This window comes from Pseudomonas sp. H26/SER47-MNA-CIBAN-0231 (assembly GCF_040310465.1).
Taxonomy (GTDB): Bacteria; Pseudomonadota; Gammaproteobacteria; order Pseudomonadales; family Pseudomonadaceae; genus Aquipseudomonas; species Aquipseudomonas atacamensis.
The window spans coordinates 1-20,246 of record NZ_JBEOPW010000022.1 but is presented as its reverse complement, the minus strand read 5'-3'; the positions used below and the strand labels follow the sequence as shown (position 1 = coordinate 20,246).

At 60.4% G+C, this 20,246-nt stretch carries 21 protein-coding genes; 15 read left to right on the top strand and 6 right to left on the bottom strand.

The window, feature by feature from the left end; translation table 11 throughout:
• Positions 1-317: 317 nt before the first annotated feature.
• Positions 318-1,487, top strand: a complete 1,170-nt coding sequence (locus AAEZ10_RS24505; RefSeq protein WP_122706082.1) for a pyridoxal phosphate-dependent aminotransferase — start codon at positions 318-320, stop codon at positions 1,485-1,487.
• Positions 1,487-2,200 (top strand): DNA/RNA nuclease SfsA, encoded by a 714-nt coding sequence (gene sfsA / locus AAEZ10_RS24500; RefSeq protein WP_122706084.1) that lies wholly within the window; start codon positions 1,487-1,489, stop codon positions 2,198-2,200. Before AAEZ10_RS24505 ends, sfsA begins: the two co-directional genes overlap by 1 nt.
• Here the strand turns inward: sfsA and AAEZ10_RS24495 are convergent.
• The gene (locus AAEZ10_RS24495; RefSeq protein ID WP_122706086.1) at positions 2,197-2,514 is read right to left on the bottom strand and encodes a Rieske (2Fe-2S) protein; all 318 of its coding nucleotides are present in this window, start codon (positions 2,512-2,514) and stop codon (positions 2,197-2,199) included. The genes sfsA and AAEZ10_RS24495 overlap by 4 nt on opposite strands.
• A 164-nt stretch (positions 2,515-2,678) precedes the next feature.
• Here AAEZ10_RS24495 and AAEZ10_RS24490 point away from each other — a divergent pair, with 164 nt between their 5' ends.
• From AAEZ10_RS24490 to AAEZ10_RS24475, 4 genes are read left to right on the top strand one after another with little or no spacing between them, the layout of a single operon-like run.
• Positions 2,679-3,551 (top strand): heme/hemin ABC transporter substrate-binding protein, encoded by an 873-nt coding sequence (locus tag AAEZ10_RS24490; protein ID WP_122706088.1) that lies wholly within the window; start codon positions 2,679-2,681, stop codon positions 3,549-3,551.
• A gap of 50 nt (positions 3,552-3,601) precedes the next feature.
• Positions 3,602-4,585: a FecCD family ABC transporter permease gene (locus tag AAEZ10_RS24485; protein ID WP_350571409.1), complete on the top strand. Its 984-nt coding sequence runs from the start codon at positions 3,602-3,604 to the stop codon at positions 4,583-4,585.
• Positions 4,585-5,352 carry a heme ABC transporter ATP-binding protein gene (locus AAEZ10_RS24480; protein ID WP_273525944.1) on the top strand — a complete coding sequence of 256 codons (768 nt, stop codon included), beginning with the start codon at positions 4,585-4,587 and terminating at the stop codon, positions 5,350-5,352. The genes AAEZ10_RS24485 and AAEZ10_RS24480 overlap by 1 nt, the downstream gene beginning before the upstream one ends.
• Positions 5,353-5,371: 19 nt before the next feature.
• On the top strand, positions 5,372-6,220 hold the full coding sequence (locus AAEZ10_RS24475; protein WP_273525945.1) for a ChaN family lipoprotein: 849 nt from the start codon (positions 5,372-5,374) through the stop codon (positions 6,218-6,220).
• A gap of 233 nt (positions 6,221-6,453) precedes the next feature.
• Here the strand turns inward: AAEZ10_RS24475 and AAEZ10_RS24470 are convergent, their stop codons facing one another.
• The 4 genes from AAEZ10_RS24470 to AAEZ10_RS24455 all read right to left on the bottom strand — a co-directional run bounded on the left by AAEZ10_RS24470 (position 6,454) and on the right by AAEZ10_RS24455 (position 9,818).
• The gene (locus tag AAEZ10_RS24470; RefSeq protein WP_273528940.1) at positions 6,454-7,248 is read right to left on the bottom strand and encodes a Crp/Fnr family transcriptional regulator; all 795 of its coding nucleotides are present in this window, start codon (positions 7,246-7,248) and stop codon (positions 6,454-6,456) included.
• Between the two features lie 15 nt (positions 7,249-7,263).
• Entirely contained in the window at positions 7,264-7,536 is a 273-nt protein-coding gene (locus AAEZ10_RS24465) for a TfoX/Sxy family protein (protein ID WP_016773175.1), read from the bottom strand.
• Between the two features lie 289 nt (positions 7,537-7,825).
• Positions 7,826-8,170 carry a pentapeptide repeat-containing protein gene (locus tag AAEZ10_RS24460; RefSeq protein ID WP_073475441.1) on the bottom strand — a complete coding sequence of 115 codons (345 nt, stop codon included), beginning with the start codon at positions 8,168-8,170 and terminating at the stop codon, positions 7,826-7,828.
• A gap of 91 nt (positions 8,171-8,261) precedes the next feature.
• Positions 8,262-9,818 (bottom strand): bifunctional aminoglycoside phosphotransferase/ATP-binding protein, encoded by a 1,557-nt coding sequence (locus AAEZ10_RS24455; protein WP_024014320.1) that lies wholly within the window; start codon positions 9,816-9,818, stop codon positions 8,262-8,264.
• Positions 9,819-9,934: 116 nt separating this feature from the next.
• Here AAEZ10_RS24455 and mrcB point away from each other — a divergent pair, with 116 nt between their 5' ends.
• From mrcB to AAEZ10_RS24440, 3 genes are read left to right on the top strand one after another with little or no spacing between them, the layout of a single operon-like run.
• Entirely contained in the window at positions 9,935-12,259 is a 2,325-nt protein-coding gene (gene mrcB / locus AAEZ10_RS24450) for a penicillin-binding protein 1B (RefSeq protein WP_056790389.1), read from the top strand.
• 16 nt (positions 12,260-12,275) lie between these two features.
• A complete protein-coding gene (locus tag AAEZ10_RS24445; RefSeq protein WP_073475434.1) occupies positions 12,276-13,025 on the top strand; it encodes a tetratricopeptide repeat protein in 750 nt (249 codons plus the stop codon).
• Positions 13,025-13,360, top strand: a complete 336-nt coding sequence (locus tag AAEZ10_RS24440) for a YqcC family protein (protein WP_073475432.1) — start codon at positions 13,025-13,027, stop codon at positions 13,358-13,360. The genes AAEZ10_RS24445 and AAEZ10_RS24440 overlap by 1 nt, the downstream gene beginning before the upstream one ends.
• A gap of 22 nt (positions 13,361-13,382) precedes the next feature.
• On the opposite strand, the gene AAEZ10_RS24435 is transcribed toward AAEZ10_RS24440, so the two are convergent.
• Positions 13,383-13,799: a DUF4124 domain-containing protein gene (locus tag AAEZ10_RS24435; protein ID WP_273529014.1), complete on the bottom strand. Its 417-nt coding sequence runs from the start codon at positions 13,797-13,799 to the stop codon at positions 13,383-13,385.
• A 399-nt stretch (positions 13,800-14,198) separates the two neighbouring features.
• Between AAEZ10_RS24435 and AAEZ10_RS24430 the strand changes: the two genes are divergently transcribed.
• The 6 genes from AAEZ10_RS24430 (at position 14,199) to msrQ (ending at position 20,186) form a co-directional block, all read left to right on the top strand.
• Complete coding sequence (locus AAEZ10_RS24430) at positions 14,199-15,923, top strand: acetolactate synthase 3 large subunit (protein WP_039761986.1); 1,725 nt, start codon at positions 14,199-14,201, stop codon at positions 15,921-15,923.
• Between the two features lie 2 nt (positions 15,924-15,925).
• On the top strand, positions 15,926-16,417 hold the full coding sequence (gene ilvN, locus AAEZ10_RS24425) for an acetolactate synthase small subunit (RefSeq protein ID WP_003176102.1): 492 nt from the start codon (positions 15,926-15,928) through the stop codon (positions 16,415-16,417).
• A 46-nt stretch (positions 16,418-16,463) separates the two neighbouring features.
• Complete coding sequence (ilvC, locus tag AAEZ10_RS24420) at positions 16,464-17,480, top strand: ketol-acid reductoisomerase (RefSeq protein WP_007909969.1); 1,017 nt, start codon at positions 16,464-16,466, stop codon at positions 17,478-17,480.
• Between the two features lie 148 nt (positions 17,481-17,628).
• Positions 17,629-18,486 (top strand): CDP-diacylglycerol--serine O-phosphatidyltransferase, encoded by an 858-nt coding sequence (gene pssA / locus AAEZ10_RS24415; protein WP_016773182.1) that lies wholly within the window; start codon positions 17,629-17,631, stop codon positions 18,484-18,486.
• A gap of 63 nt (positions 18,487-18,549) precedes the next feature.
• Entirely contained in the window at positions 18,550-19,563 is a 1,014-nt protein-coding gene (gene msrP / locus AAEZ10_RS24410) for a protein-methionine-sulfoxide reductase catalytic subunit MsrP (protein WP_130928550.1), read from the top strand.
• The gene (gene msrQ / locus AAEZ10_RS24405; RefSeq protein ID WP_024014316.1) at positions 19,563-20,186 is read left to right on the top strand and encodes a protein-methionine-sulfoxide reductase heme-binding subunit MsrQ; all 624 of its coding nucleotides are present in this window, start codon (positions 19,563-19,565) and stop codon (positions 20,184-20,186) included. Before msrP ends, msrQ begins: the two co-directional genes overlap by 1 nt.
• The last annotated feature ends 60 nt before the right edge of the window (positions 20,187-20,246 follow it).

Below are 20,246 nucleotides of genomic sequence, written 5' to 3'. Positions count from 1 at the left end.
TACTCTTGTAATCCATTGCGCAGGATTGCTCCATCACCGACACCTGCCGGCCCTGCGGCTGCAAGCGGGCGAACTTACCAGATCAAATCAGCCTGCGCTACTCCCGGATGTCGAGCCCCCGGCGGGTGGCGCTTGCAGATGTCTGACAAGCCGTGTCTGTGGGAAGGGAGACCTGTTCAATCACTGATTTTAGTCAATCCTGGAGCGTACGTTCAGATCGTTACAGTCCAGCGTTCTTGAGGCTGTGACCTTCACGGGTTCTCGCTCGTTCCAGCAGACAGGTAGAATCGTCTCTTTTTTCCGTCAAAGGCATTCCAATGGGCCCCTACAGTGCGCGCAGTCGTGCGATCGAACCGTTCCATGTGATGGCGCTGCTGGCGCGGGCCAATGAATTGCAGGCCGAAGGCCACGACGTGATCCATCTGGAAATCGGCGAGCCGGACTTCACCACCGCCGAGCCGATCATTCGCGCCGGAAGAGCTGCGTTGACGGCGGGCAAGACCCGCTACACCGCCGCCCGTGGCATTCCCGAACTGCGCGAGGCGATCGCCGGTTTCTACCAATCGCGTTACGGCCTGAATATCGACCCACGACGGATTCTGATCACGCCGGGCGGCTCCGGCGCGCTGTTGCTGGCCAGTGCCCTGTTGGTCGATCCGGGTAAACACTGGCTGCTCGCCGACCCGGGCTACCCGTGCAATCGGCATTTCTTGCGGCTGGTCGAAGGCGCGGCGCAATTGGTGCCGGTCGGGCCGGAGGTGCGTTATCAACTGACCCCGGATCTGGTCGAGCGGCATTGGGATCACGACAGTGTCGGCGCCCTTGTCGCTTCGCCGGCCAACCCGACGGGCACTTTGCTGACCCGCGATGAACTGGGCGGATTATCCACAGCGATCAAGGCCAGGCACGGGCACTTGGTGGTGGATGAGATCTACCACGGCCTGACCTACGGCACTGATGCCGCCAGTGTGCTGGAAGTCGATGACAACGCTTTTGTCCTCAACAGTTTCTCCAAGTATTTCGGCATGACCGGTTGGCGCCTGGGCTGGCTGGTCGCGCCGGACGCGGCGGTCAGCGAGCTGGAAAAACTCGCGCAGAACCTCTACATCAGTGCGCCGAGCATGGCGCAATACGCGGCGCTGGCCTGTTTCGAGCCAGCCACCATCGCGATTCTCGAAGAGCGCCGCGCCGAGTTTGCGCGCCGTCGCGACTTCCTCCTGCCGGCGCTGCGTGAACTCGGTTTCAACATCGCCGTTGAGCCGGAAGGCGCGTTTTATCTTTACGCCGATATCAGCCGTTTCGGCGGTGATGCCTTCGCGTTCTGCCGACATTTCCTCGAAACCGAGCACGTTGCCTTCACGCCGGGACTGGATTTCGGTCGTTATCAGGCCGGCCATCACGTGCGTTTCGCTTACACACAGAACCTCGCACGTTTACAGGAAGCGGTTGAGCGCATCGCGCGCGGCTTGAAGAGCTGGCAAGGCTGATGCGCTTTTATCCTGCTCTGGAAGAAGCGCGGCTGATTCGCCGATACAAGCGTTTTCTCGCCGATATCGAGACCGTTAGCGGCGAATTGCTGACCATTCACTGCCCCAACACCGGTTCGATGCTCAATTGCCAGGTCGAGGGCGGGCAGGTCTGGTTCAGTCGCTCCAATGACCCGAAACGCAAATTGCCCGGCACTTGGGAAATTGGCGAAACCCCGCAGGGCCGGCTGTTTTGCGTCAACACCGCACGCGCCAACGGATTGGTCGAAGAAGCCTTGCAGGCTGGGGTGATTACCGAGTTGAACGGCTTTACCGCGTTGAAGCGTGAGGTTGCCTACGGACAGGAAAAAAGCCGCATCGACTTCCGCCTCGAATACCCCAGCGGCCCGGCGTATGTCGAAGTCAAAAGCGTCACCCTCGGCTTCGACGGCACGGCGGTGGCGGCGTTTCCCGATGCGGTGACCCAGCGCGGCGCCAAACATCTGCGCGAGCTGGCGCATCTGGCGCGCGACGGCATTCGGGCGGTGCAGTTGTACTGCGTGAACCTCACCGGCATCGATGCCGTGCGCCCGGCCGAGGAAATCGATTGGGCTTACGCCGAGGCGCTGCGTGAAGCGGTCGCCTGCGGTGTTGAGGTGTTGGCCTACGGTGTGCGCCTTGACCACGAAGAAATGGTCATCGACCGCCGACTCGACGTGCGGCTAAACGGTTAAACGTCGACCCACACGCCTTGTGTATCTTCCCGGCATTCAATTGCCGTGAGCGACTGCCCGGCGCAGGGGCCGGCGACGCATTCGCCGTCCTCGATCAGAAACAGTGCACCATGTGTGGCGCACTGGATCAGGCTGTTGCTTGGGTCGAGAAACTGGTCGGGCTGCCATTCCAGCCCGACGCCGCGATGCGGGCAGCGATTGAAGTAGGCATAGACCTGCCCGCCACGACGCACGGCGAAAAGCTTTTTGCCTTCGATAACGAAACCGCGACTGCCACCTTCGGCCAGATCGCTGCCGGCGCAGAGAAACTTCATGGCTATCCTCAAATGTCCGCTCGTGTCTGGATATGTCCGAGCTTGACGTTCAAATGCAAACAATTATCAAATGGCGACCTTCTCCCACAGGGAGTCTGGCCGTTGCCGAGGATACTTGGCTCGCTGCGCCGATGCCCGGGAAACCTTGTTCAAGGAAGCTGCGTATGCGCCTGAAAACCCGCGTTGCCGTACTGTGCGTCGGCCTTTTTCTCAGCCATCAGGCGAGCGCAGCGGATTTACCGCAACGCTGGGTCAGCGCCGGCGGTGCGCTGTCGGAATGGGTCAGCGCGTTGGGTGGTGAGTCGAAGCTGGTAGGGGTCGACACCACCAGTCAGCATCCCCAATCGTTGCAGGCGCTGCCGAGTATTGGTTATCAGCGCAGCCTGTCGGCCGAAGGCATCTTGAGCCTGCGCCCGGACATTCTGGTCGGTACCGAAGAAATGGGCCCGCCGCCGGTTCTGGCGCAAGTCAAAGCCGCCAAAGTGAACGTCGAGCTGTTCTCGGCACAGCCTGATCTGCCGACGCTGGAAAAGAATGTCACTCGTTTGGGCCAGTTGCTCGGCGCACAAAGCCAGGCAGCGCAGCTGCTGCAGAGTTATCAACAGCAGCTTCAGGCGCAGAAAGCGCGCGTTGCCCAAGTGCAGACCACGCAGAAAGCTCCGGGCGTGTTGCTGTTGCTCGGGCACGCTGGCGGCAAGCCGTTGATCGCCGGCAAGGACACCGCAGCGGATTGGTTGCTGCAACAGGCTGGCGGGCACAACCTTGCGACGCATACCGGATACAAACCGTTTTCTGTCGAATCCCTCGCCAGCCTTGATCCCGAAGTGCTGGTGTTTGCCGACCGTGCGCTGACCGGCGAGGCCGCAAAAGCGGCATTGTTCAAGGAAAACCCCATCCTCAATTCCAGCCGGGCGGCCAAGAGCGGGCGGGTAATGGAGCTGGATCCGACGCTGCTGGTTGGCGGCCTCGGGCCACGGTTGCCGGCTGCTTTGCAAACCCTGACGGACGGCTTCTACCCGGCCAAGGGCGGCCAATGACCACACTGGTCAAACCCCGTGGCTTGTTTATCGGCCTGACATTGCTGTGTCTGCTGGCGATCTGGCTGTCGCTGGCATTGGGGCCGGTGAGCCTGCCGTTGTTCGATACCCTGCGCGCGGCGCTGCGTCTGATCGGCGTGCCGTTGGCGCCGGAAGGGCTGGAGCAGGCCGAGCTGATTCTCGGCCAGATCCGCCTGCCGCGAACCTTGCTCGGCTTGGCGGTCGGCGGCGTGCTGGCGCTGTCCGGGGTGGCGATGCAGGGCCTGTTTCGTAATCCGCTGGCCGATCCAGGGCTGGTCGGGGTGTCCAGTGGCGCGGCACTCGGCGCGGCGATTGCGATTGTCGGCGGCTCGTTCTTTGGCGGCCTGCCGGAGTGGTTCGGGCCGTATCTGTTGTCGGTGTGTGCGTTTCTTGGCGGACTTGGAGTGACGACGCTGGTCTACCGGCTGGGCCGGCGCAACGGTCAGACCCATGTGGCGACCATGTTGCTGGCCGGTATCGCGCTGACGGCGCTGGCCAGTTCGGCGGTCGGTCTGTTCACTTATCTGGCCGATGACGCCACGCTGCGCACCCTGACGTTCTGGAACCTGGGCAGCCTCAACGGCGCCAGTTACGCGCGGCTTTGGCCTCTGCTGATCATCACCATCGGCGTGGCGCTGTGGCTGCCGCGTCGGGCCAAGGCATTGAATGCCTTGTTGCTCGGTGAATCCGAGGCCGGTCATCTGGGCATCGATGTCGAACGGCTCAAGCGCGAACTGGTGTTCTGCACCGCGCTGGGTGTCGGCGCGGCGGTGGCGGCGGCGGGCATGATCGGTTTTGTCGGGCTGGTGGTGCCGCATCTGGTGCGCCTGCTGGCCGGCCCCGATCACAAAGTTCTGTTGCCAGCCTCGGTTTTGGCGGGTGCGAGCCTGTTATTGCTCGCCGATCTGGTGGCGCGCCTGGCGCTGGCGCCGGCGGAGTTGCCGATCGGCATTGTCACCGCGTTTATCGGTGCGCCGTTCTTCCTTTATCTGCTGCTGCGAGGGCGTGCCTGATGTTGTCTGCGCACAATCTGCATGTCCGCCGTGGCCGTAAGGCTGTGCTCAGTGGGGTTACGCTCGGGCTCGAACCCGGTCAAGTGCTTGGCGTGCTGGGACCGAACGGCGCCGGCAAGAGCACGTTGCTTGGCGCATTGTGTGGTGAGTTGCCCGCCAGCGACGGCAATGTCTCGCTCGATGGTCAGACTTTGAGCCACTGGAGCGGAACGCAGCGGGCACAACGACTGGCGGTGTTGCCGCAGGTTTCGACGCTGGATTTTGCCTTCGCCGTGGAGGAGGTCGTCGGCATGGGCCGTTTGCCGTACCAGACCGGGCGCGTGCGCGACGACGAGATTGTCGCGGCAGCGCTGGCCGCCGCCGACGCCAGCCATCTGAGTGGGCGCAGCTATCTGGCGTTGTCCGGTGGCGAGCGTCAGCGCGTGCATCTGGCGCGGGTGCTGGCGCAACTCTGGCCGGGTCAGGCCGGGCAAACCCTGTTGCTCGACGAACCGACGTCGATGCTCGATCCGCTGCATCAGCACACCACCTTGCAGGCGGTGCGCGAGTTCGCCGATCGCGGCGCGACGGTACTGGTGATCCTGCATGATCTGAATCTGGCGGCACGCTATTGTGATCGCGTGCTGTTGCTGGAGGAGGGGCGCCCGGTTGCGCTGGATACTCCGCAGCAGGTGCTGCGCCCGGATACGCTCAAAGCAGTGTTCGGCCTGGAGGTTTTGGTGCAGCCGCACCCGGAGCGTGGGCATCCGCTGATCATCGCCCGCTGATCAATCATCGAGGTGTCGCATGCGTGGATTGTGGTTGTTGGCACTGGTGTTGCTCGCAGGGTGTCAGCATGTGGCGGCTCCACCGGTGGGCGGCGATATCCGCGATCTGCGCAGCGGCGAGGTACTTACGGCGCAGCAATTGCTGACGCGTCTGGCTGAGCCTGAGCCTTTGATCATCGGTGAGCAGCACGACAACGCCGATCACCATGCCGCACAGTTGTGGCTGTTGCAGTCGCTCGGCGAGCAGCGAGCGCAAGGCAGTCTGCTGCTGGAAATGCTCTCGCCGGTTCAACAAGCGAAAGTCGATGCGGCACGCCAGTCGAAATCCGTTCCGGCAGATCTGCCCGCGGCATTGGCCTGGCAAGAGGGCTGGGACTGGAACCTTTACGGGCCGATCGTGCGCTTTGCCCTGTCGCAGCCGTATCCGTTGCTGGCGGCCAATCTCGATGACAGCGAAATCCGCGCGTTCTACCGCAATCCACCTGCTCTGAACGGTCCGCGCAGCAATTCGCCGTCGGTTAAAAAAACTTTGCTTGGGCAAATCAGTGAATCCCACTGCGGCTTGCTGCCCGAATCACAGATGCCGGCGATGTTGGCAATTCAGCAACAGCGTGATCGACGCATGGCCGAACGCATGCTGGCGGCGCCGATGCCTTCGATTCTGCTGGCCGGTGCCTGGCATGCGCGCAAGGATGTTGGCGTGCCGCTGCATCTGTCGGATCTCGGCGCTGGCAAGGCGCCGATCGTATTGATGCTGGCCGAGCAGGGCGCTGCGGTATCGGCGGCGATGGCCGATTACGTCTGGTACACGCCGGCCACGCCGAAGCCGGATTACTGCGAGCAGATGCGCCAGCAATTCGCTAAATGACTTTTCCACAGGCAAAAAAAGACCCGGTAAAAAACCGGGTCAAATAACCGTGATTAGCCTGATGAGGAGATAATCTGAGAGTCCGAACCAAGGGCTTTTCAGAATATCGACTGATCTCGCGACCAGTTGTGATAATCATAGCGATTCTCATTACCGCGTCAACCGCTGATTTTGCAAATCTGTAATTTAGTTTTGCGAGCGGTGGTGAGGCCCTGTGAATAAAGGGCTTTGCGCTAGGTGCGCTGCGTCGTCAACTGCGTGATCTGGCGATTCAACTGGCCGATGCGTCGAGCCATGCCCTCAATCAGGCTATGGGCGATCTTCGGATTGCTGCGGGTCATGCTCAAAAATTGATCACCGGGAATCAACATCACCGTGCTCGGCTCGGACGTCACCACCGAAGCGTTGCGCGGCTCGCCGGTAAACAACGCCATGGCGCCGAAAATCTCGTCCTTGGCCACGTCACCGACCTTGTGCCCGTCAACAAATGCCTCGGCATGCCCGTCGATAATCACGAAGACGTGATCCGCTGCATCGCCCTGTTGAATCAGTACGGCGCCCGCCTCAACGCGTTTTAAGCCGTTGGTGCTGCGGAACTCCCGGGGTTTCAACTCGGCCACGGCATGGGCGAGCAGCGCCATTTGCCCGAGCAGATAGCTCAGCAACTGCTCCGCTCGATCAGGGTCGGCATACAAATACTGCAAAACCTCAGCGCGCCCATAGGGCACCAGGCGCACAGCGCTGTCGCTGCAAATGCGACAGTCGCTCCATTGCTCGCCACGTTGCAGGCCGAGCAGATCACCTTCCTGCCAGTAGAACAGCGCACGGCCCGCGATGCAGCCATGCACCACGCCCTCGCTCAGCAGAAACAACTGATCTTCCGGCAACTGTGCAAACAGATCGTCCGTTGCCTCCAGCTCGATGACCGGCGCGCACGGCGACAAATCCAGCAGCCACTGCCCAGGAATACTCTGCAAGCGATTGATCAATGCGTCGGCGTGGGCCGATTGTTCCCCCAGTAAATACATGGCGTCAGCGCCTGTTCAGTTCTTGTGGCGCGCGGAAATGGCTTCGAGCTGTTTGTTCAAGGCGTCCTTGCGCTCGGCGGGGATGTCGTTCCAGTGCACGTCCATCAACGCGCCTTCGATCGCATACAACAACACCTTCGATGCGCGAAACCCCCGAGTACGCACGGCCCGGTAGGCATCCACTGCACCGAGGCGACGCAAGTCCGAGGCGCTGTGGATGCCCACGGCATGCAGCCATTGCGCCGATGTCTTGCCAAGATTTTTCAGGTGTTGCAGTTCATCATTCATCAAGCCTCCTTGCGACGGCCGAATGGTGCGTGGGCGAGCTTCTCAGCAGTGTAGCCATCAGTAGGAAAAGCGTGGTTGTTTGATCGGATCCGACGCAAAAGCTTCTAAGAAAGGGGGGGTAAAGGACCTGCGAACGCAGAGGGAAGCGAGTTAGGCGTTAACAATGTGGGAGCGAGCCTGCTCGCGAAGAGGGCGTATCAGACACAATCGATATCAGCTGACACTACGCCTTCGCGAGCAGGCTCGCTCCCACAGGGGAAAGGCGTGGCGTCAGGAAGATTTCCAGATTTCAGCGGGTGCGATAGCGCAACCGCGTGCCGAAATTCATCGACATCAGAATCTCGTCAGCACTCAGCTCTGGCGGAAAGTACGCCCCGGAGATTTGCGCATGGGCCAGGCTGGCGCCTTCGAGCGAAGCCTTGCGGAAGTCGATGCCGCGCAGGTCGGCGGAGCGGAAGTACGCATCGCGGAAATCCACGCCGTCGGCGTTCAGCTCGCGCAGGTCGAGGCCCCGGAAATCGCCGCCGACCATGTCGATCGGACCATCCAGTGGGCGTTCCTTGTTGAAGCCTGCGACGTCATCTTTGTGCAGCAGGGCGTAAAGCGGAGTGTCGAGCAGTTTTGGCTGGCTCATGTCAGATCACCTGTTGGTTTTATGACGCCAGTATAGTGCCACTATTTGCCGGCCGTGAAGCGAGCGAGGGCTTCACGGCCGAAATAGTTTTTTACAGACCCGGCAGGCGCTGACGGATCTGCGCGACCACGGTGTCCAGCGTGCCGGATTCATTGGTCTGCACGCGTTTGCTGCGCAGGATTTCTTCCGGCGTCAGCGCTTCGCGGTTGGCCTGCTGCGCTTCGATCACGGCGAGGGTGGCGTCGGACGGATCCTTCTGGTCGGCCTGGCGCATCGCCAGCCAGCTCTCGATCACGGCTTGCGGTGCGTTGCAGTCGAGGATCAGGAACGGCGTGCCGGTGGCTTCGGCAATCTTCGCCGCGTTGTCGCGCTGCTCACGCTTGAGGTAAGTCGCGTCGATCACTACCGGGAAGCCGGCGTGCAGGATCACCTCGGCGATTTCATGCAGGCGCGCATAGGTCGCGGTGCTGGCATCGGCGCTGTAAATGCCCGCCTGCACATCGTTGGCAACGGTCTGCTCGCCAAACAGGCGCTTGCGCTCGACATCGGAACGCAGGCGAATCGCGCCCAGCGCTTCGACCAGGCGCATGGCCACATGGCTCTTGCCGACTGCGGAAACACCGTGGGTAATGGCCATGAAACGCGAAGGAATGGTGCTGTAGCTTTCCGCCAGGTTGGCGTAGTTGCGGTACTGACGCAGGGTGGTGGCGCGCTGCACCGCAGTCGCGTCGGCCGGCATGCTGAACAATGCCACCTTGGCCCGCACCAGCGCGCGGTAGGCTTTATAGAAGTTCAGCACTTCCAGGCCCTCATAGTCGCCGGTCAGTTCCAGGTACTGGCTGATGAGGCGACGCGCGAGCGATTTCAGGCCACGGTCTTCCAGGTCCATGGCGAGGAAGCCGGTGTCGGCCCAGACATCAGTGAAACGGAATGGCTCGTTGAACTCGATGCAGTCGAAGATCACCACATTGCCGTCGATGACCGTGGCGTTGCCCAAATGGATGTCGCCGTGGCATTCACGGGTGAAACCTTGTGACTTGCGCTGGGCGAACAGGGGCTTGAGGCGCTCGAAGCTGCTTTCGGCCCAGGCTTTCAGGGCATCGAGTTGCAGCAAATCGTTTTTGTCGCTGAGGAACGGCAGGATCTGCTCGAAGTTTTGCGCGACCGGCGCCATCACGCTGTCCGGCGTGCCGGCGTCGTGTTCGGCCGGGACCTTCGGCGCGTTGAGGTGGAAATGGGCGATCTGTTCGGCCAACGCATCGATGTGCTGAGTGGTCAGTTCGCCATTGGCTTGCAGGGTGCTGAGCAGCCCGCTCTGGGGGAACTGGCGCATTTTCAGCACGTATTCGATAGCCGGGCCGTCGCCGCCCAATTGCGGTGCCTCGACGCTGCCGGTGATTGGCAACACGTCCAGATACAAATCAGCGGTCAGACGCTGGTTCAGACGCAGCTCTTCAGCGCAGAAATGCGCACGTGCGTCGAGGCTGGTGAAGTCGAGGAAGCCGAAATTCACCGGCTTCTTCACTTTATAGGCAAAGGGCCCGGTGAGAATCACCCACGAGATGTGGGTTTCGATGACCTGAAACCCTTCGACGGGATGCGGGTAGAGGGCCGGGTTTTGCAGGGCAGCGATCAGGGACTGGCTCACGGGCGATCCTTCAGAGGCGGGGGAATTCGAGGCGGCCATTATGGCTGCTTGCCCGCCTGACGCAAACCTCCGCGCGTGCCTGTTGAGGATCGATAAAGTGCGTATAATCCGCCGCCATGACTCGATCCCGATCCCCCCGTACCAAGAAAAAACCACCAGCCAAGGGCCTCAGCCCATGGTTGAGCTGGGCCATTAAACTCAGCCTGGTCGGCCTTGTAGTGCTAGCCGGCTTCGCCGTTTACCTCGATGCCGTGGTGCAGGAGAAGTTCTCCGGCAAGCGCTGGACCATTCCGGCCAAGGTGTACGCGCGCCCGCTCGAGCTGTTCGTCGGACAGAAGCTCAGCAAGGACGATTTCCTCACCGAACTCGATGCCCTCGGCTATCGCCGCGAAGCCGTGAGCAATGGCCCCGGCGCCGCAGCCGTCAGCGGCAATACGGTTGACCTGAACACCCGTGGCTTCCAGTTCTATGAAGGTCTGGAAAAGCCGCAGCCAGTGCGTGTGCGCTTCTCCGGCGACTACGTCGCCGAACTGTCCTCGACCAACGGTTCGAAACTGTCGGTGGTGCGCCTCGAGCCGCTGATGATCGGCGGCATTTACCCGAAAAATCTCGAAGACCGCATCCTGATCAAACTCGATCAAGTGCCGCCGTACCTGCTCGAAACCTTGATCGCTGTGGAAGACCGCGACTTCTACAGCCACTGGGGCGTGTCGCCGAAATCGATCGCCCGCGCCGTGTGGATCAACACCTCCGGCGGCAAGATGACCCAGGGCGGCAGTACGCTGACCCAGCAGTTGGTGAAAAACTTCTACCTGACTAGCGAACGCAGCCTGACCCGCAAGCTCACCGAAGCGATGATGGCGTTGCTGCTCGAACTGCATTACGACAAGAAGGAAATTCTTGAGGCCTACCTCAACGAAGTCTTCGTCGGTCAGGACGGCCAGCGTGCGGTGCACGGTTTCGGTCTGGCCAGTCAGTTCTTCTTCGGCCAGCCATTGTCCGAGCTGAAACTGCATCAGGTAGCGCTGCTGGTCGGCATGGTCAAGGGGCCGTCCTACTACAACCCGCGTCGTAACCCGGAGCGCGCGCTGGAGCGGCGTAATCTGGTCCTCGACGTGCTGGCGCAGCAAGGCGTGGCAACCCCCGAACAGGTCGAGGCGGCGAAGAAAATGCCGCTCGGCGTGACGACTCGCGGCAAGCTCGCCGACAGCTCGTTCCCGGGCTTTATCGACCTGGTCAAACGTCAGTTGCGCGAAGACTACCGCGACGAAGACTTGACCGAAGAAGGCCTGCGCATCTTTACCAGTTTCGACCCGATTCTGCAGATGAAAGCCGAAGCCTCGGTCAACGACACGTTCAAGCGTCTGGCCGGGCGCAAGGGCTCGGATGACGTCGAAGCGGCGATGGTCGTGACCAACCCGGAAACCGGTGAAGTCCAGGCGATGATCGGCAGCCGTCAGGCCAGTTATGCCGGCTTCAACCGCGCGCTGGATGCGGTGCGCCCGATTGGTTCTTTGATCAAACCGGCGGTGTATCTGACCGCGCTTGAGAAGCCAAGCCAGTACACGCTGACCAGTTGGCTGTCGGACGATCCGCTGTCGGTCAAGGGCGCCAACGGTCAGGTGTGGAAGCCGCAGAACTACGATCGCCGCTCCCACGGTACGGTTTTCCTCTATCAGGGCCTGGCGCATTCCTACAACCTGTCGACCTCGCGTCTGGGCCTGGAAGTCGGCGTGCCGAATGTGCTCAAGACCGTGGGTCGCCTCGGCGTTACTCGTGAATTCCCGGCGTTCCCGTCGATGCTGCTCGGTGCTGGCGGTATGACGCCGATCGAAGTGGCGACCATGTACCAGACGCTGGCCAACGGTGGTTTCAATACGCCGATGCGCGGCATTCGCAGCGTGCTGACCGCCGAGGGCGAGCCGCTCAAGCGTTATCCGTTCCAGATCGAGCAGCGTTTCGACCCGGCCTCGATTTACCTGATCCAGAACGCCATGCAGCGGGTGATGCGTGAAGGTACCGGCAGTTCGGTTTATAACGTGCTGCCCAAGACCCTGACACTGGCGGGCAAGACCGGTACCAGTAACGATTCGCGCGACAGCTGGTTTGCCGGTTTCAGTCAGGATCTGCTGGCAGTGGTCTGGCTCGGCCGCGACGACAACGGCAAGACGCCGTTCACCGGGGCCACCGGTGCGTTGCAGGTCTGGACCAGTTTCATGCGCAAGGCCGATCCGCTGCCGCTGGACATGCCGCAGCCGGACAACGTCGTGCAGGCCTGGGTCGATTCGCGCACCGGCCAGGGTTCGGATGCCAACTGCCCCGGCGCGGTACAGATGCCGTATATTCGCGGCAGCGAGCCGCCACCCGGCGCCGCGTGTGCAAGCGAAACACCTGCCTCGCCGGAATCGGTGATGGACTGGGTCAAGGGCTGGATGAATTAAGCAAAGAGGGTTTCAAGTGAACAAGTGGTTGATTCCAGCGGTGACCGCCGTGGCTTTGCTCAGCGGCTGCTCCACCGTACAGCGTGGTTCGATTCCCGTGGTGGATTCGGGCACGGCCGTGTCCAACAGCGAACGCATCGGCGCCAATGGCGGTTTTCGCCAGACCACGGTCAAGCGCCCGGTGCAGGGCCAGCCTCAGGCGATTCCGCAAGGCGATACCGGCGTAGTGGTGATGGTGCCGGGCGGCGGTGCGGCAGTGTCGACACCGATCAGCTCTTCGCCGATCGTCCCGGGGCCTGCATCCGGAGGCATTACGTCGGGGCCGTACAACCCATCGGCGGTTGAGTCGGCGCCGATCAACTCCGGCAGCTACAGCATGCCGTCGACGCCAAGTGGCATTCCTTCGGCCAGCAGTGGCGGTGGCCTGTCGGCGGATGAGCAACTGGACGGTCCGGTACTCGCCTTGCTGACCACCGCGCAACAGCAACAGGCCGGCGGCGACCTCAACGGCGCTTCTTCCAGCCTGGAGCGCGCGCAACGTGTCGCCCCCCGTGAGCCACAAGTGCTTTACCGTTTGGCGCAAGTACGTATGGCCCAAGGCGATGCGCCGCAAGCCGAGCAATTTGCCCGTCGTGCGCTGACCATGGCCAACGGTCGTCCGGATCTGCAAGCCAGCCTGTGGGAAATCATCGCTCAGTCTCGTGAGAAACAAGGCGATTCCGCCGGCGCCGCACTGGCCCGTCAGAAGGCCAAGGTTTCCCTGTGATGGACGTGCGCTTCCCGAAAATCGCCGATCAGCTGTTGCTGATCGAACGCGAGCTGCGCACCCAGGGTTGGTGGGATGAAGTTCAGCCGTCCGCCGAAGCGCTGAGCAGTGTCGAGCCGTTTTCGGTCGACACGCTGGACTTCGAGCAATGGCTGCAATGGATCTTCCTGCCGCGCATGAAGATGATCCTTGAGCAGGATCTGCCGCTGCCGAATGCCTCGGGCATTCAGGAAATGGCGGAAATGGTCTTCGCCCAGCGCAACCTTGGCGGCAAGGATCGGCAGTTGCAGGTGCTGCTCAAAGAGTTCGACCTGCTGATCACTGCGTCCCGCTGAACTAAACTGGAAACTGCCAGGCCTACTGGCAGTTCTCGGCAATCTGCTTCTTCGCTTCGACGATGCGTTCCTGACGCTGTGTATCGTCGAGCCTGCGCAAATCCCCCTCAACCTCCTCACGCAAGCGCGGATTGTTCTGCAGTTGCGCCAGGTTCCTGCGTGCCTGCTCGCAAAATGCCTTGAGCTGCGCCTGCTGCTCGGCGACCTGTTTCTTCACCTTGGCATCAATGGCTTTCTGATCGCCAAGTACGCCGCCGCCCGGCATCGGCGCAGCTTTCGGCGCGGGTGAGGAGGGTGTCTGTACGGTCGTCGCCGGTTGGCCCTGCGGCGGTTGTGCATCGAAATGCGTGACGCCTTGGGCATCGACCCATTTGTAGATTTGAGCGGCCGAGCACCATGGGCTGAGGCCGATCAGCAGAGTGAGGAGGAGCGTTCGCATGCTGATTCCTTGGCAAAAATGCGCAATTGACGCTAACAGAGTAGCGCTTTTCAGGTTTTTTCTTGCGTTCTCATGTGCTTACCCACAATTAACCACACAGACGACTTGACTTGCAGAGGGCGAAACAGAAGAATCCAAAGTCCGCTGTAGAGGGACTGCCAGAAGCAGACCCACTCGGTAGATCATGAGGCGCACATCCGCGCCGACCTGTTACACCCGCAACGCGTTACCTCGCGCTGGGTGGGAAAGGCCCGCAACACTTGGGACGATCCCAATACTTGCTCAGTCAGTGCTGACGTAGTCGGCGACCACCGTCGCTCATGCTCTGCCGAGAAGTAAACCTATTAAGACCCGCCCCTTTTTTGTGGACGGTATTCTGGCGTTTTAGAGGTGAACAACGTGGAGCTTTTATCTGGCGGTGAGATGCTCGTCCGCTTTTTGCGTGACGAAGGCGTCAAATATATCTACGGGTACCCGGGTGGTGCTCTCCTGCATGTTTACGATGCCCTGTTCAAAGAACCGGAAGTGACCCACATCCTGGTTCGTCACGAACAAGCGGCGACCCATATGGCTGACGGCTACGCCCGTGCCACCGGTAAAGCCGGCGTGGTATTGGTGACTTCCGGTCCAGGCGCCACAAACGCCATCACCGGTATCGCCACCGCCTACATGGACTCGATTCCGATGGTGATCATTTCCGGTCAGGTGCCAAGCACCATGGTCGGCACCGACGCGTTCCAGGAAACCGACATGATCGGTATCTCCCGGCCGATCGTGAAGCACAGCTTCATGATCAAGCACGCTTCGGAAATCCCGGAAGTCATGAAGAAGGCCTTCTACCTGGCGCAATCCGGTCGTCCGGGCCCGGTCGTGGTCGACATCCCGAAAGACATGACCAACCCGGCCGAAAAGTTCGAATACGTTTTTCCGAAAAAAGCCAAGCTGCGCTCCTACAGCCCGGCCGTTCGCGGTCACTCCGGGCAGATCCGCAAAGCAGCAGAAATGTTGTTGGCGGCCAAGCGCCCGGTGCTGTACTCCGGCGGCGGCGTGATTCTCGGCAATGGCTCCGCGCAACTGACCGAACTGGCAAAAATGCTCAACCTGCCGGTGACCAACACCTTGATGGGTCTGGGCGCATTCCCTGGCACTGACCGTCAGTTCATCGGCATGCTGGGTATGCACGGCAGCTACACCGCGAACCTGGCGATGCACCACGCCGACGTGATCCTCGCAGTGGGCGCACGCTTCGACGATCGGGTGATCAACGGCCCGGCGAAATTCTGCCCGAACGCCAAGATCATCCATATCGACATCGACCCGGCGTCGATTTCCAAGACCATCAAGGCCGACGTGCCAATCGTGGGTCCGGTCGAGAGCGTCCTGACCGAAATGGTCGCGATCCTCAAGGAAATCGGCGAGACCCCGAACAAGGAGTCCGTAGCCAGCTGGTGGAAGCAGGTCGATGAATGGCGCGGTGATCGCGGCCTGTTCCCTTATGAAAAGGGCGACGGCAGCAAGATCAAGCCGCAGACCGTGATCGAAACCCTCTGCGAAGTGACCAAGGGCGACGCCTTTGTGACCTCCGACGTCGGTCAGCACCAGATGTTTGCCGCGCAGTACTACACGTTCAACAAGCCGAACCGCTGGATCAACTCCGGTGGTCTGGGCACGATGGGCTTCGGTCTGCCAGCCGCGATGGGCATCAAACTGAGCTTCCCGGACGATGACGTTGCCTGCGTCACCGGCGAAGGCAGTATCCAGATGAATATCCAGGAGCTGTCGACCTGCCTGCAATACGGCTTGCCGGTGAAGATCGTCATCCTCAACAACGGTGTGCTGGGCATGGTTCGCCAGTGGCAGGACATGAGTTACGGCAGCCGTCACTCGCACTCCTACATGGAATCGCTGCCCGACTTCATCAAGCTGGCTGAAGCCTACGGCCACGTTGGCGTACGCATCACCGAATCGAAAGATTTGAAGTCGAAGATGGCCGAAGCGTTTGCCATGAAGGATCGCCTGGTGATCATCGATGTTGCGGTCGACACCAGCGAGCACGTCTACCCGATGCAGATCAAAGACGGCTCCATGCGCGATATGTGGCTGAGCAAGACGGAGCGTACTTAATCATGCGGCACATTATTTCCCTGCTTCTGGAAAACGAACCCGGCGCTCTGTCTCGCGTAGTCGGCCTGTTCTCGCAGCGCAACTACAACATCGAAAGCCTGACCGTGGCCCCGACCGAAGACCCGACCCTGTCGCGTCTGACGCTGACCACCGTGGGCCACGATGAAGTGATCGAGCAGATCACCAAAAACCTGAACAAGCTGATCGAAGTGGTCAAGCTGGTGGACCTGTCGGAAAGCGCTCACATCGAGCGTGAACTGATGCTGGTCAAGGTCAAGGCCACTGGCGCCCAGCGCGCCGAGATCAAACGCACCACCGATATCTACCGTGGGCAGATCGTGGATGTCAGCGCCAGCGTGTATACCGTTCAATTGACCGGTACCAGCGACAAGCTCGACAGCTTCATTCAGTCCATCGGCACCGCATCGATTCTGGAGACCGTCCGTAGCGGCGTGACCGGCATTGCTCGCGGCGACAAAGTACTCAGCATCTAAACCAAATTAGCGCATGGCCTGAACGGCCGGATATAAGGGGAAATTCATGAAAGTTTTCTACGATAAAGACTGCGACCTGTCGATCATCCAGGGCAAGAAAGTTGCCATCATCGGTTACGGCTCCCAGGGCCACGCTCAGGCGTGCAACCTGAAAGACTCCGGTGTCGACGTTACCGTCGGTCTGCGTAAAGGTTCGGCCACCGTTGCCAAAGCCGAAGCTCACGGCCTGAAAGTGACCGACGTGGCTTCCGCTGTTGCCGCTGCCGACCTGGTCATGATCCTCACCCCAGACGAGTTCCAGTCCTCGCTGTACAAGAACGAAATCGAGCCGAACATCAAGAAAGGCGCCACTCTGGCCTTCTCCCACGGCTTCGCGATTCACTACAACCAGGTTGTTCCGCGTGCCGACCTCGACGTGATCATGATCGCGCCGAAAGCCCCGGGCCACACCGTGCGTTCCGAGTTCGTCAAAGGCGGCGGTATCCCTGACCTGATCGCGATCTACCAGGACGCCTCGGGCAACGCCAAGAACGTCGCACTGTCCTACGCTGCTGGCGTCGGTGGCGGTCGTACCGGCATCATCGAAACCACCTTCAAGGACGAGACCGAAACCGACCTGTTCGGCGAACAAGCCGTTCTGTGTGGCGGTACCGTTGAACTGGTGAAAGCCGGTTTCGAAACTCTGGTTGAAGCTGGCTACGCGCCGGAAATGGCCTACTTCGAGTGCCTGCACGAACTGAAGCTGATCGTTGACCTCATGTACGAAGGCGGTATCGCCAACATGAACTACTCGATCTCCAACAACGCCGAGTACGGTGAGTACGTGACTGGCCCGGAAGTGATCAACGCCGAATCCCGTCAGGCCATGCGCAACGCCCTGAAACGTATTCAGGACGGCGAATACGCCAAAATGTTCATCAGCGAAGGCGCAACCGGCTACCCTTCGATGACCGCCAAGCGTCGTAACAACGCCGCTCACGGTATCGAGGTCATCGGCGAGCAACTGCGCTCCATGATGCCGTGGATCGGTGCCAACAAGATCGTCGACAAAGCCAAGAACTGAGTCGTCGTTGCTTGTACGAAAAACGCGGCCTCGGCCGCGTTTTTTCGTTTGGGCCGGTGCTTCTGGTATAAAGCTGCATCGTTTGTGGCCGAACTGTCGTCCTCAAGCCTCTGTCGAATTTTTTCCAAACCGTTGCAAGGTAATGTCCATGAGCGAACGTCCCGAAGAGCCGAACAAGGCTTCCGACGCCGAAAGCCTGTTGCCCATCGATGAACACATCGAAGAAGGGCACGACGCCGAAGGTCGTAAAGTCCGGCATCGTGGTATCTATCTGCTGCCGAACCTGTTCACCACTGCCAACCTGTTCGCAGGCTTCTATTCCATCATCAACTCGATGAGCGCGCAGGCCGCGTTGAGCGCCGGCGACTCGGTGAATGCGAGCAAGTACTTCGCCTTCGCTGCGATCGCGATTTTCGTCGCGATGGTCCTCGATGGCCTCGATGGTCGCGTGGCACGCATGACCAATACCCAAAGTGCTTTCGGCGCCGAGTATGACTCGCTGTCGGACATGGTCGCGTTCGGCGTAGCGCCGGCATTGCTGGCCTTCGGCTGGGCGCTGGGCGACATGGGCAAGGTCGGCTGGATGGTCGCCTTCATATATGTAGCGGGTGCGGCGTTGCGTCTGGCGCGTTTCAACACCCAGGTCGGCACGGCGGACAAACGCTACTTCATCGGTCTGGCCAGCCCGGCGGCGGCAGGTGTTGTGGCCGGCATTGTCTGGGCGTTCAGCGATTACGGCATCCAGGGTTCGAAGATGTCGTTCCTGGTGGCCTTGATGGTGGCGGCGGCCGGCATGCTGATGGTCAGCAACATCAAGTACAACAGCTTCAAGGAGCTGGATCTCAAAGGTCGCGTGCCGTTCGTGGCGATCCTGGCGGTGGTGCTGGTATTCGCTGTCGTGTTCAGTGATCCGCCGCGCATTTTGCTGTTGGTGTTCCTCGCCTATGCGGCGTCCGGTCCGGTGCAATATCTGTTGCGTCTTCGTCGTCACAAAAACGCCGAGTGATGTAATTTCCCGCATACTCCGCAGTCTATGGGTGCACCTGTCCTCCAAAGCTGCGGAGTTGTCATGTTGATCAAGATCCCCAAAGCATCCGACTGCCATGAGTCGGATGTCACGCCTGAAGCCATTTATCTTTCCCGTCGCCAATTGCTCGGCGCCACTGCTGCCGGTATTGCCATGAGCAGCCTGCCACGCTGGGCCAGTGCCGCTGATGCCCCTCGCTACTCTGATGTTGAATCCGGCAAGGCTCCGGCCTGGTTTGCCGAAAAGCTCCCTTCTACACAATGGGGGGCGGTCAACGTCAAGGATGAGGCGATCACGCCTTATAAAGACGCGACGAACTACAACAACTTTTATGAGTTCGGTACCGGCAAGGGCGATCCGGCGAGGAATGCTGGCGACCTGAAAACCGAACCCTGGAGCGTGGTGATTGACGGGGAGGTGGGTAAGCCAGGGCGTTATGCGCTGGAAGACTTCATGAAACCGTATCAATTGGAGGAGCGTATCTATCGTCTGCGCTGCGTCGAGGCGTGGTCGATGGTCATTCCCTGGATCGGCTTTCCCATCTCGGCCTTGCTCAAACAGGTCGAGCCGACTTCCAAGGCCAAGTACATCCGCTTCGAAACCCTGCAGGATCCCAAGAGCATGCCCGGCCAGCGTTCCGGTTTTGCGTTGATCGACTGGCCGTATGTCGAAGGTTTGCGTCTCGATGAGGCGATGAATCCTTTGGCGATCCTCGCGGTGGGCATGTATGGCCGCGAACTGCCGAACCAGAACGGCGCACCTTTGCGTCTGGTGGTGCCGTGGAAGTACGGCTTTAAAAGTGTGAAGTCCATTGTGCGCATCAGTCTGGTCAGCGAGCAGCCGAAGACCACCTGGCAAAGCATTGCTGCCGATGAGTACGGCTTCTACGCGAATGTGAATCCTACCGTCGACCATCCACGCTGGACCCAGGCGCGCGAGCGGCGCTTGCCGAACAGCCTGTTCAAACCGAATGTGCGCGACACGCAGATGTTCAACGGCTACTCGGATGAAGTCGCTTCTTTATATACAGGGCTCGATCTGCGGAAGAACTACTGATGCGCTATCCGTTCTGGCGAGTGGGCGTGTTCATTGCTGCGGCGGTCTGGCCATTGCTGTGGTTCTATCAAGCGTTCGCCGATCTGCTCGGGCCTGATCCGGGCAAGGTGCTGGTTGATCGTCTCGGGCTTGGCACGCTGGTGTTGCTGTTGATCACCCTGAGCATGACTCCCCTGCAAAAGCTGAGCGGCTGGGCGGGGTGGATTGCAGTGCGCCGGCAGTTAGGGCTTTGGTGTTTTGCTTATGTGACGCTGCATCTGTTCAGCTATATGGCGTTTATCCTCGGATTCGACTGGTCGCAGTTGGGCGTTGAGCTGCGCAAGCGGCCTTACATTATTGTTGGTGCGCTGGGCTTTCTCGGATTACTGATACTGGCGGTGACGTCCAATCGTTATAGTCAGCGTCGTTTGGGCGCTCGCTGGAAGAAGCTGCATCGCCTGGTTTACCTGATTCTCGGACTGGGTTTGCTGCATATGCTGTGGATCGTGCGGGCCGATCTGGAAGAGTGGACCATTTATGCCTTTATAGGTGGCGTGCTTTTGCTGCTTCGTCTGCCGCCGGTGATGAAGCGAATCCCGCGTTTACTGGGTAAAAAGCAGAATCTGCAAGAAAAGCGAAATTAACGGTTGACGGCAGATTCCAGAGGTCTATAATTCGCCCCACTTCCGGCGCAGTCGAAACGG

Bases quoted from the DNA above. Each gene is read 5' to 3' on its own strand.
- AAEZ10_RS24440 (WP_073475432.1), top strand. From the start codon at position 13,025: ATGGACGTGCGCTTCCCGAAAATCGCCGATCAGCTGTTGCTGATCGAA.
- pssA (WP_016773182.1), top strand. From the start codon at position 17,629: ATGAGCGAACGTCCCGAAGAGCCGAACAAGGCTTCCGACGCCGAAAGC.
- AAEZ10_RS24435 (WP_273529014.1), bottom strand. From the start codon at position 13,799: ATGCGAACGCTCCTCCTCACTCTGCTGATCGGCCTCAGCCCATGGTGC.
- ilvC (WP_007909969.1), top strand. From the start codon at position 16,464: ATGAAAGTTTTCTACGATAAAGACTGCGACCTGTCGATCATCCAGGGC.
- sfsA (WP_122706084.1), top strand. From the start codon at position 1,487: ATGCGCTTTTATCCTGCTCTGGAAGAAGCGCGGCTGATTCGCCGATAC.
- AAEZ10_RS24475 (WP_273525945.1), top strand. From the start codon at position 5,372: ATGCGTGGATTGTGGTTGTTGGCACTGGTGTTGCTCGCAGGGTGTCAG.
- msrQ (WP_024014316.1), top strand. From the start codon at position 19,563: ATGCGCTATCCGTTCTGGCGAGTGGGCGTGTTCATTGCTGCGGCGGTC.
- AAEZ10_RS24470 (WP_273528940.1), bottom strand. From the start codon at position 7,248: ATGTATTTACTGGGGGAACAATCGGCCCACGCCGACGCATTGATCAAT.
- AAEZ10_RS24480 (WP_273525944.1), top strand. From the start codon at position 4,585: ATGTTGTCTGCGCACAATCTGCATGTCCGCCGTGGCCGTAAGGCTGTG.
- AAEZ10_RS24460 (WP_073475441.1), bottom strand. From the start codon at position 8,170: ATGAGCCAGCCAAAACTGCTCGACACTCCGCTTTACGCCCTGCTGCAC.
- AAEZ10_RS24490 (WP_122706088.1), top strand. From the start codon at position 2,679: ATGCGCCTGAAAACCCGCGTTGCCGTACTGTGCGTCGGCCTTTTTCTC.
- AAEZ10_RS24465 (WP_016773175.1), bottom strand. From the start codon at position 7,536: ATGAATGATGAACTGCAACACCTGAAAAATCTTGGCAAGACATCGGCG.
- msrP (WP_130928550.1), top strand. From the start codon at position 18,550: ATGTTGATCAAGATCCCCAAAGCATCCGACTGCCATGAGTCGGATGTC.
- ilvN (WP_003176102.1), top strand. From the start codon at position 15,926: ATGCGGCACATTATTTCCCTGCTTCTGGAAAACGAACCCGGCGCTCTG.
- mrcB (WP_056790389.1), top strand. From the start codon at position 9,935: ATGACTCGATCCCGATCCCCCCGTACCAAGAAAAAACCACCAGCCAAG.
- AAEZ10_RS24495 (WP_122706086.1), bottom strand. From the start codon at position 2,514: ATGAAGTTTCTCTGCGCCGGCAGCGATCTGGCCGAAGGTGGCAGTCGC.
- AAEZ10_RS24505 (WP_122706082.1), top strand. From the start codon at position 318: ATGGGCCCCTACAGTGCGCGCAGTCGTGCGATCGAACCGTTCCATGTG.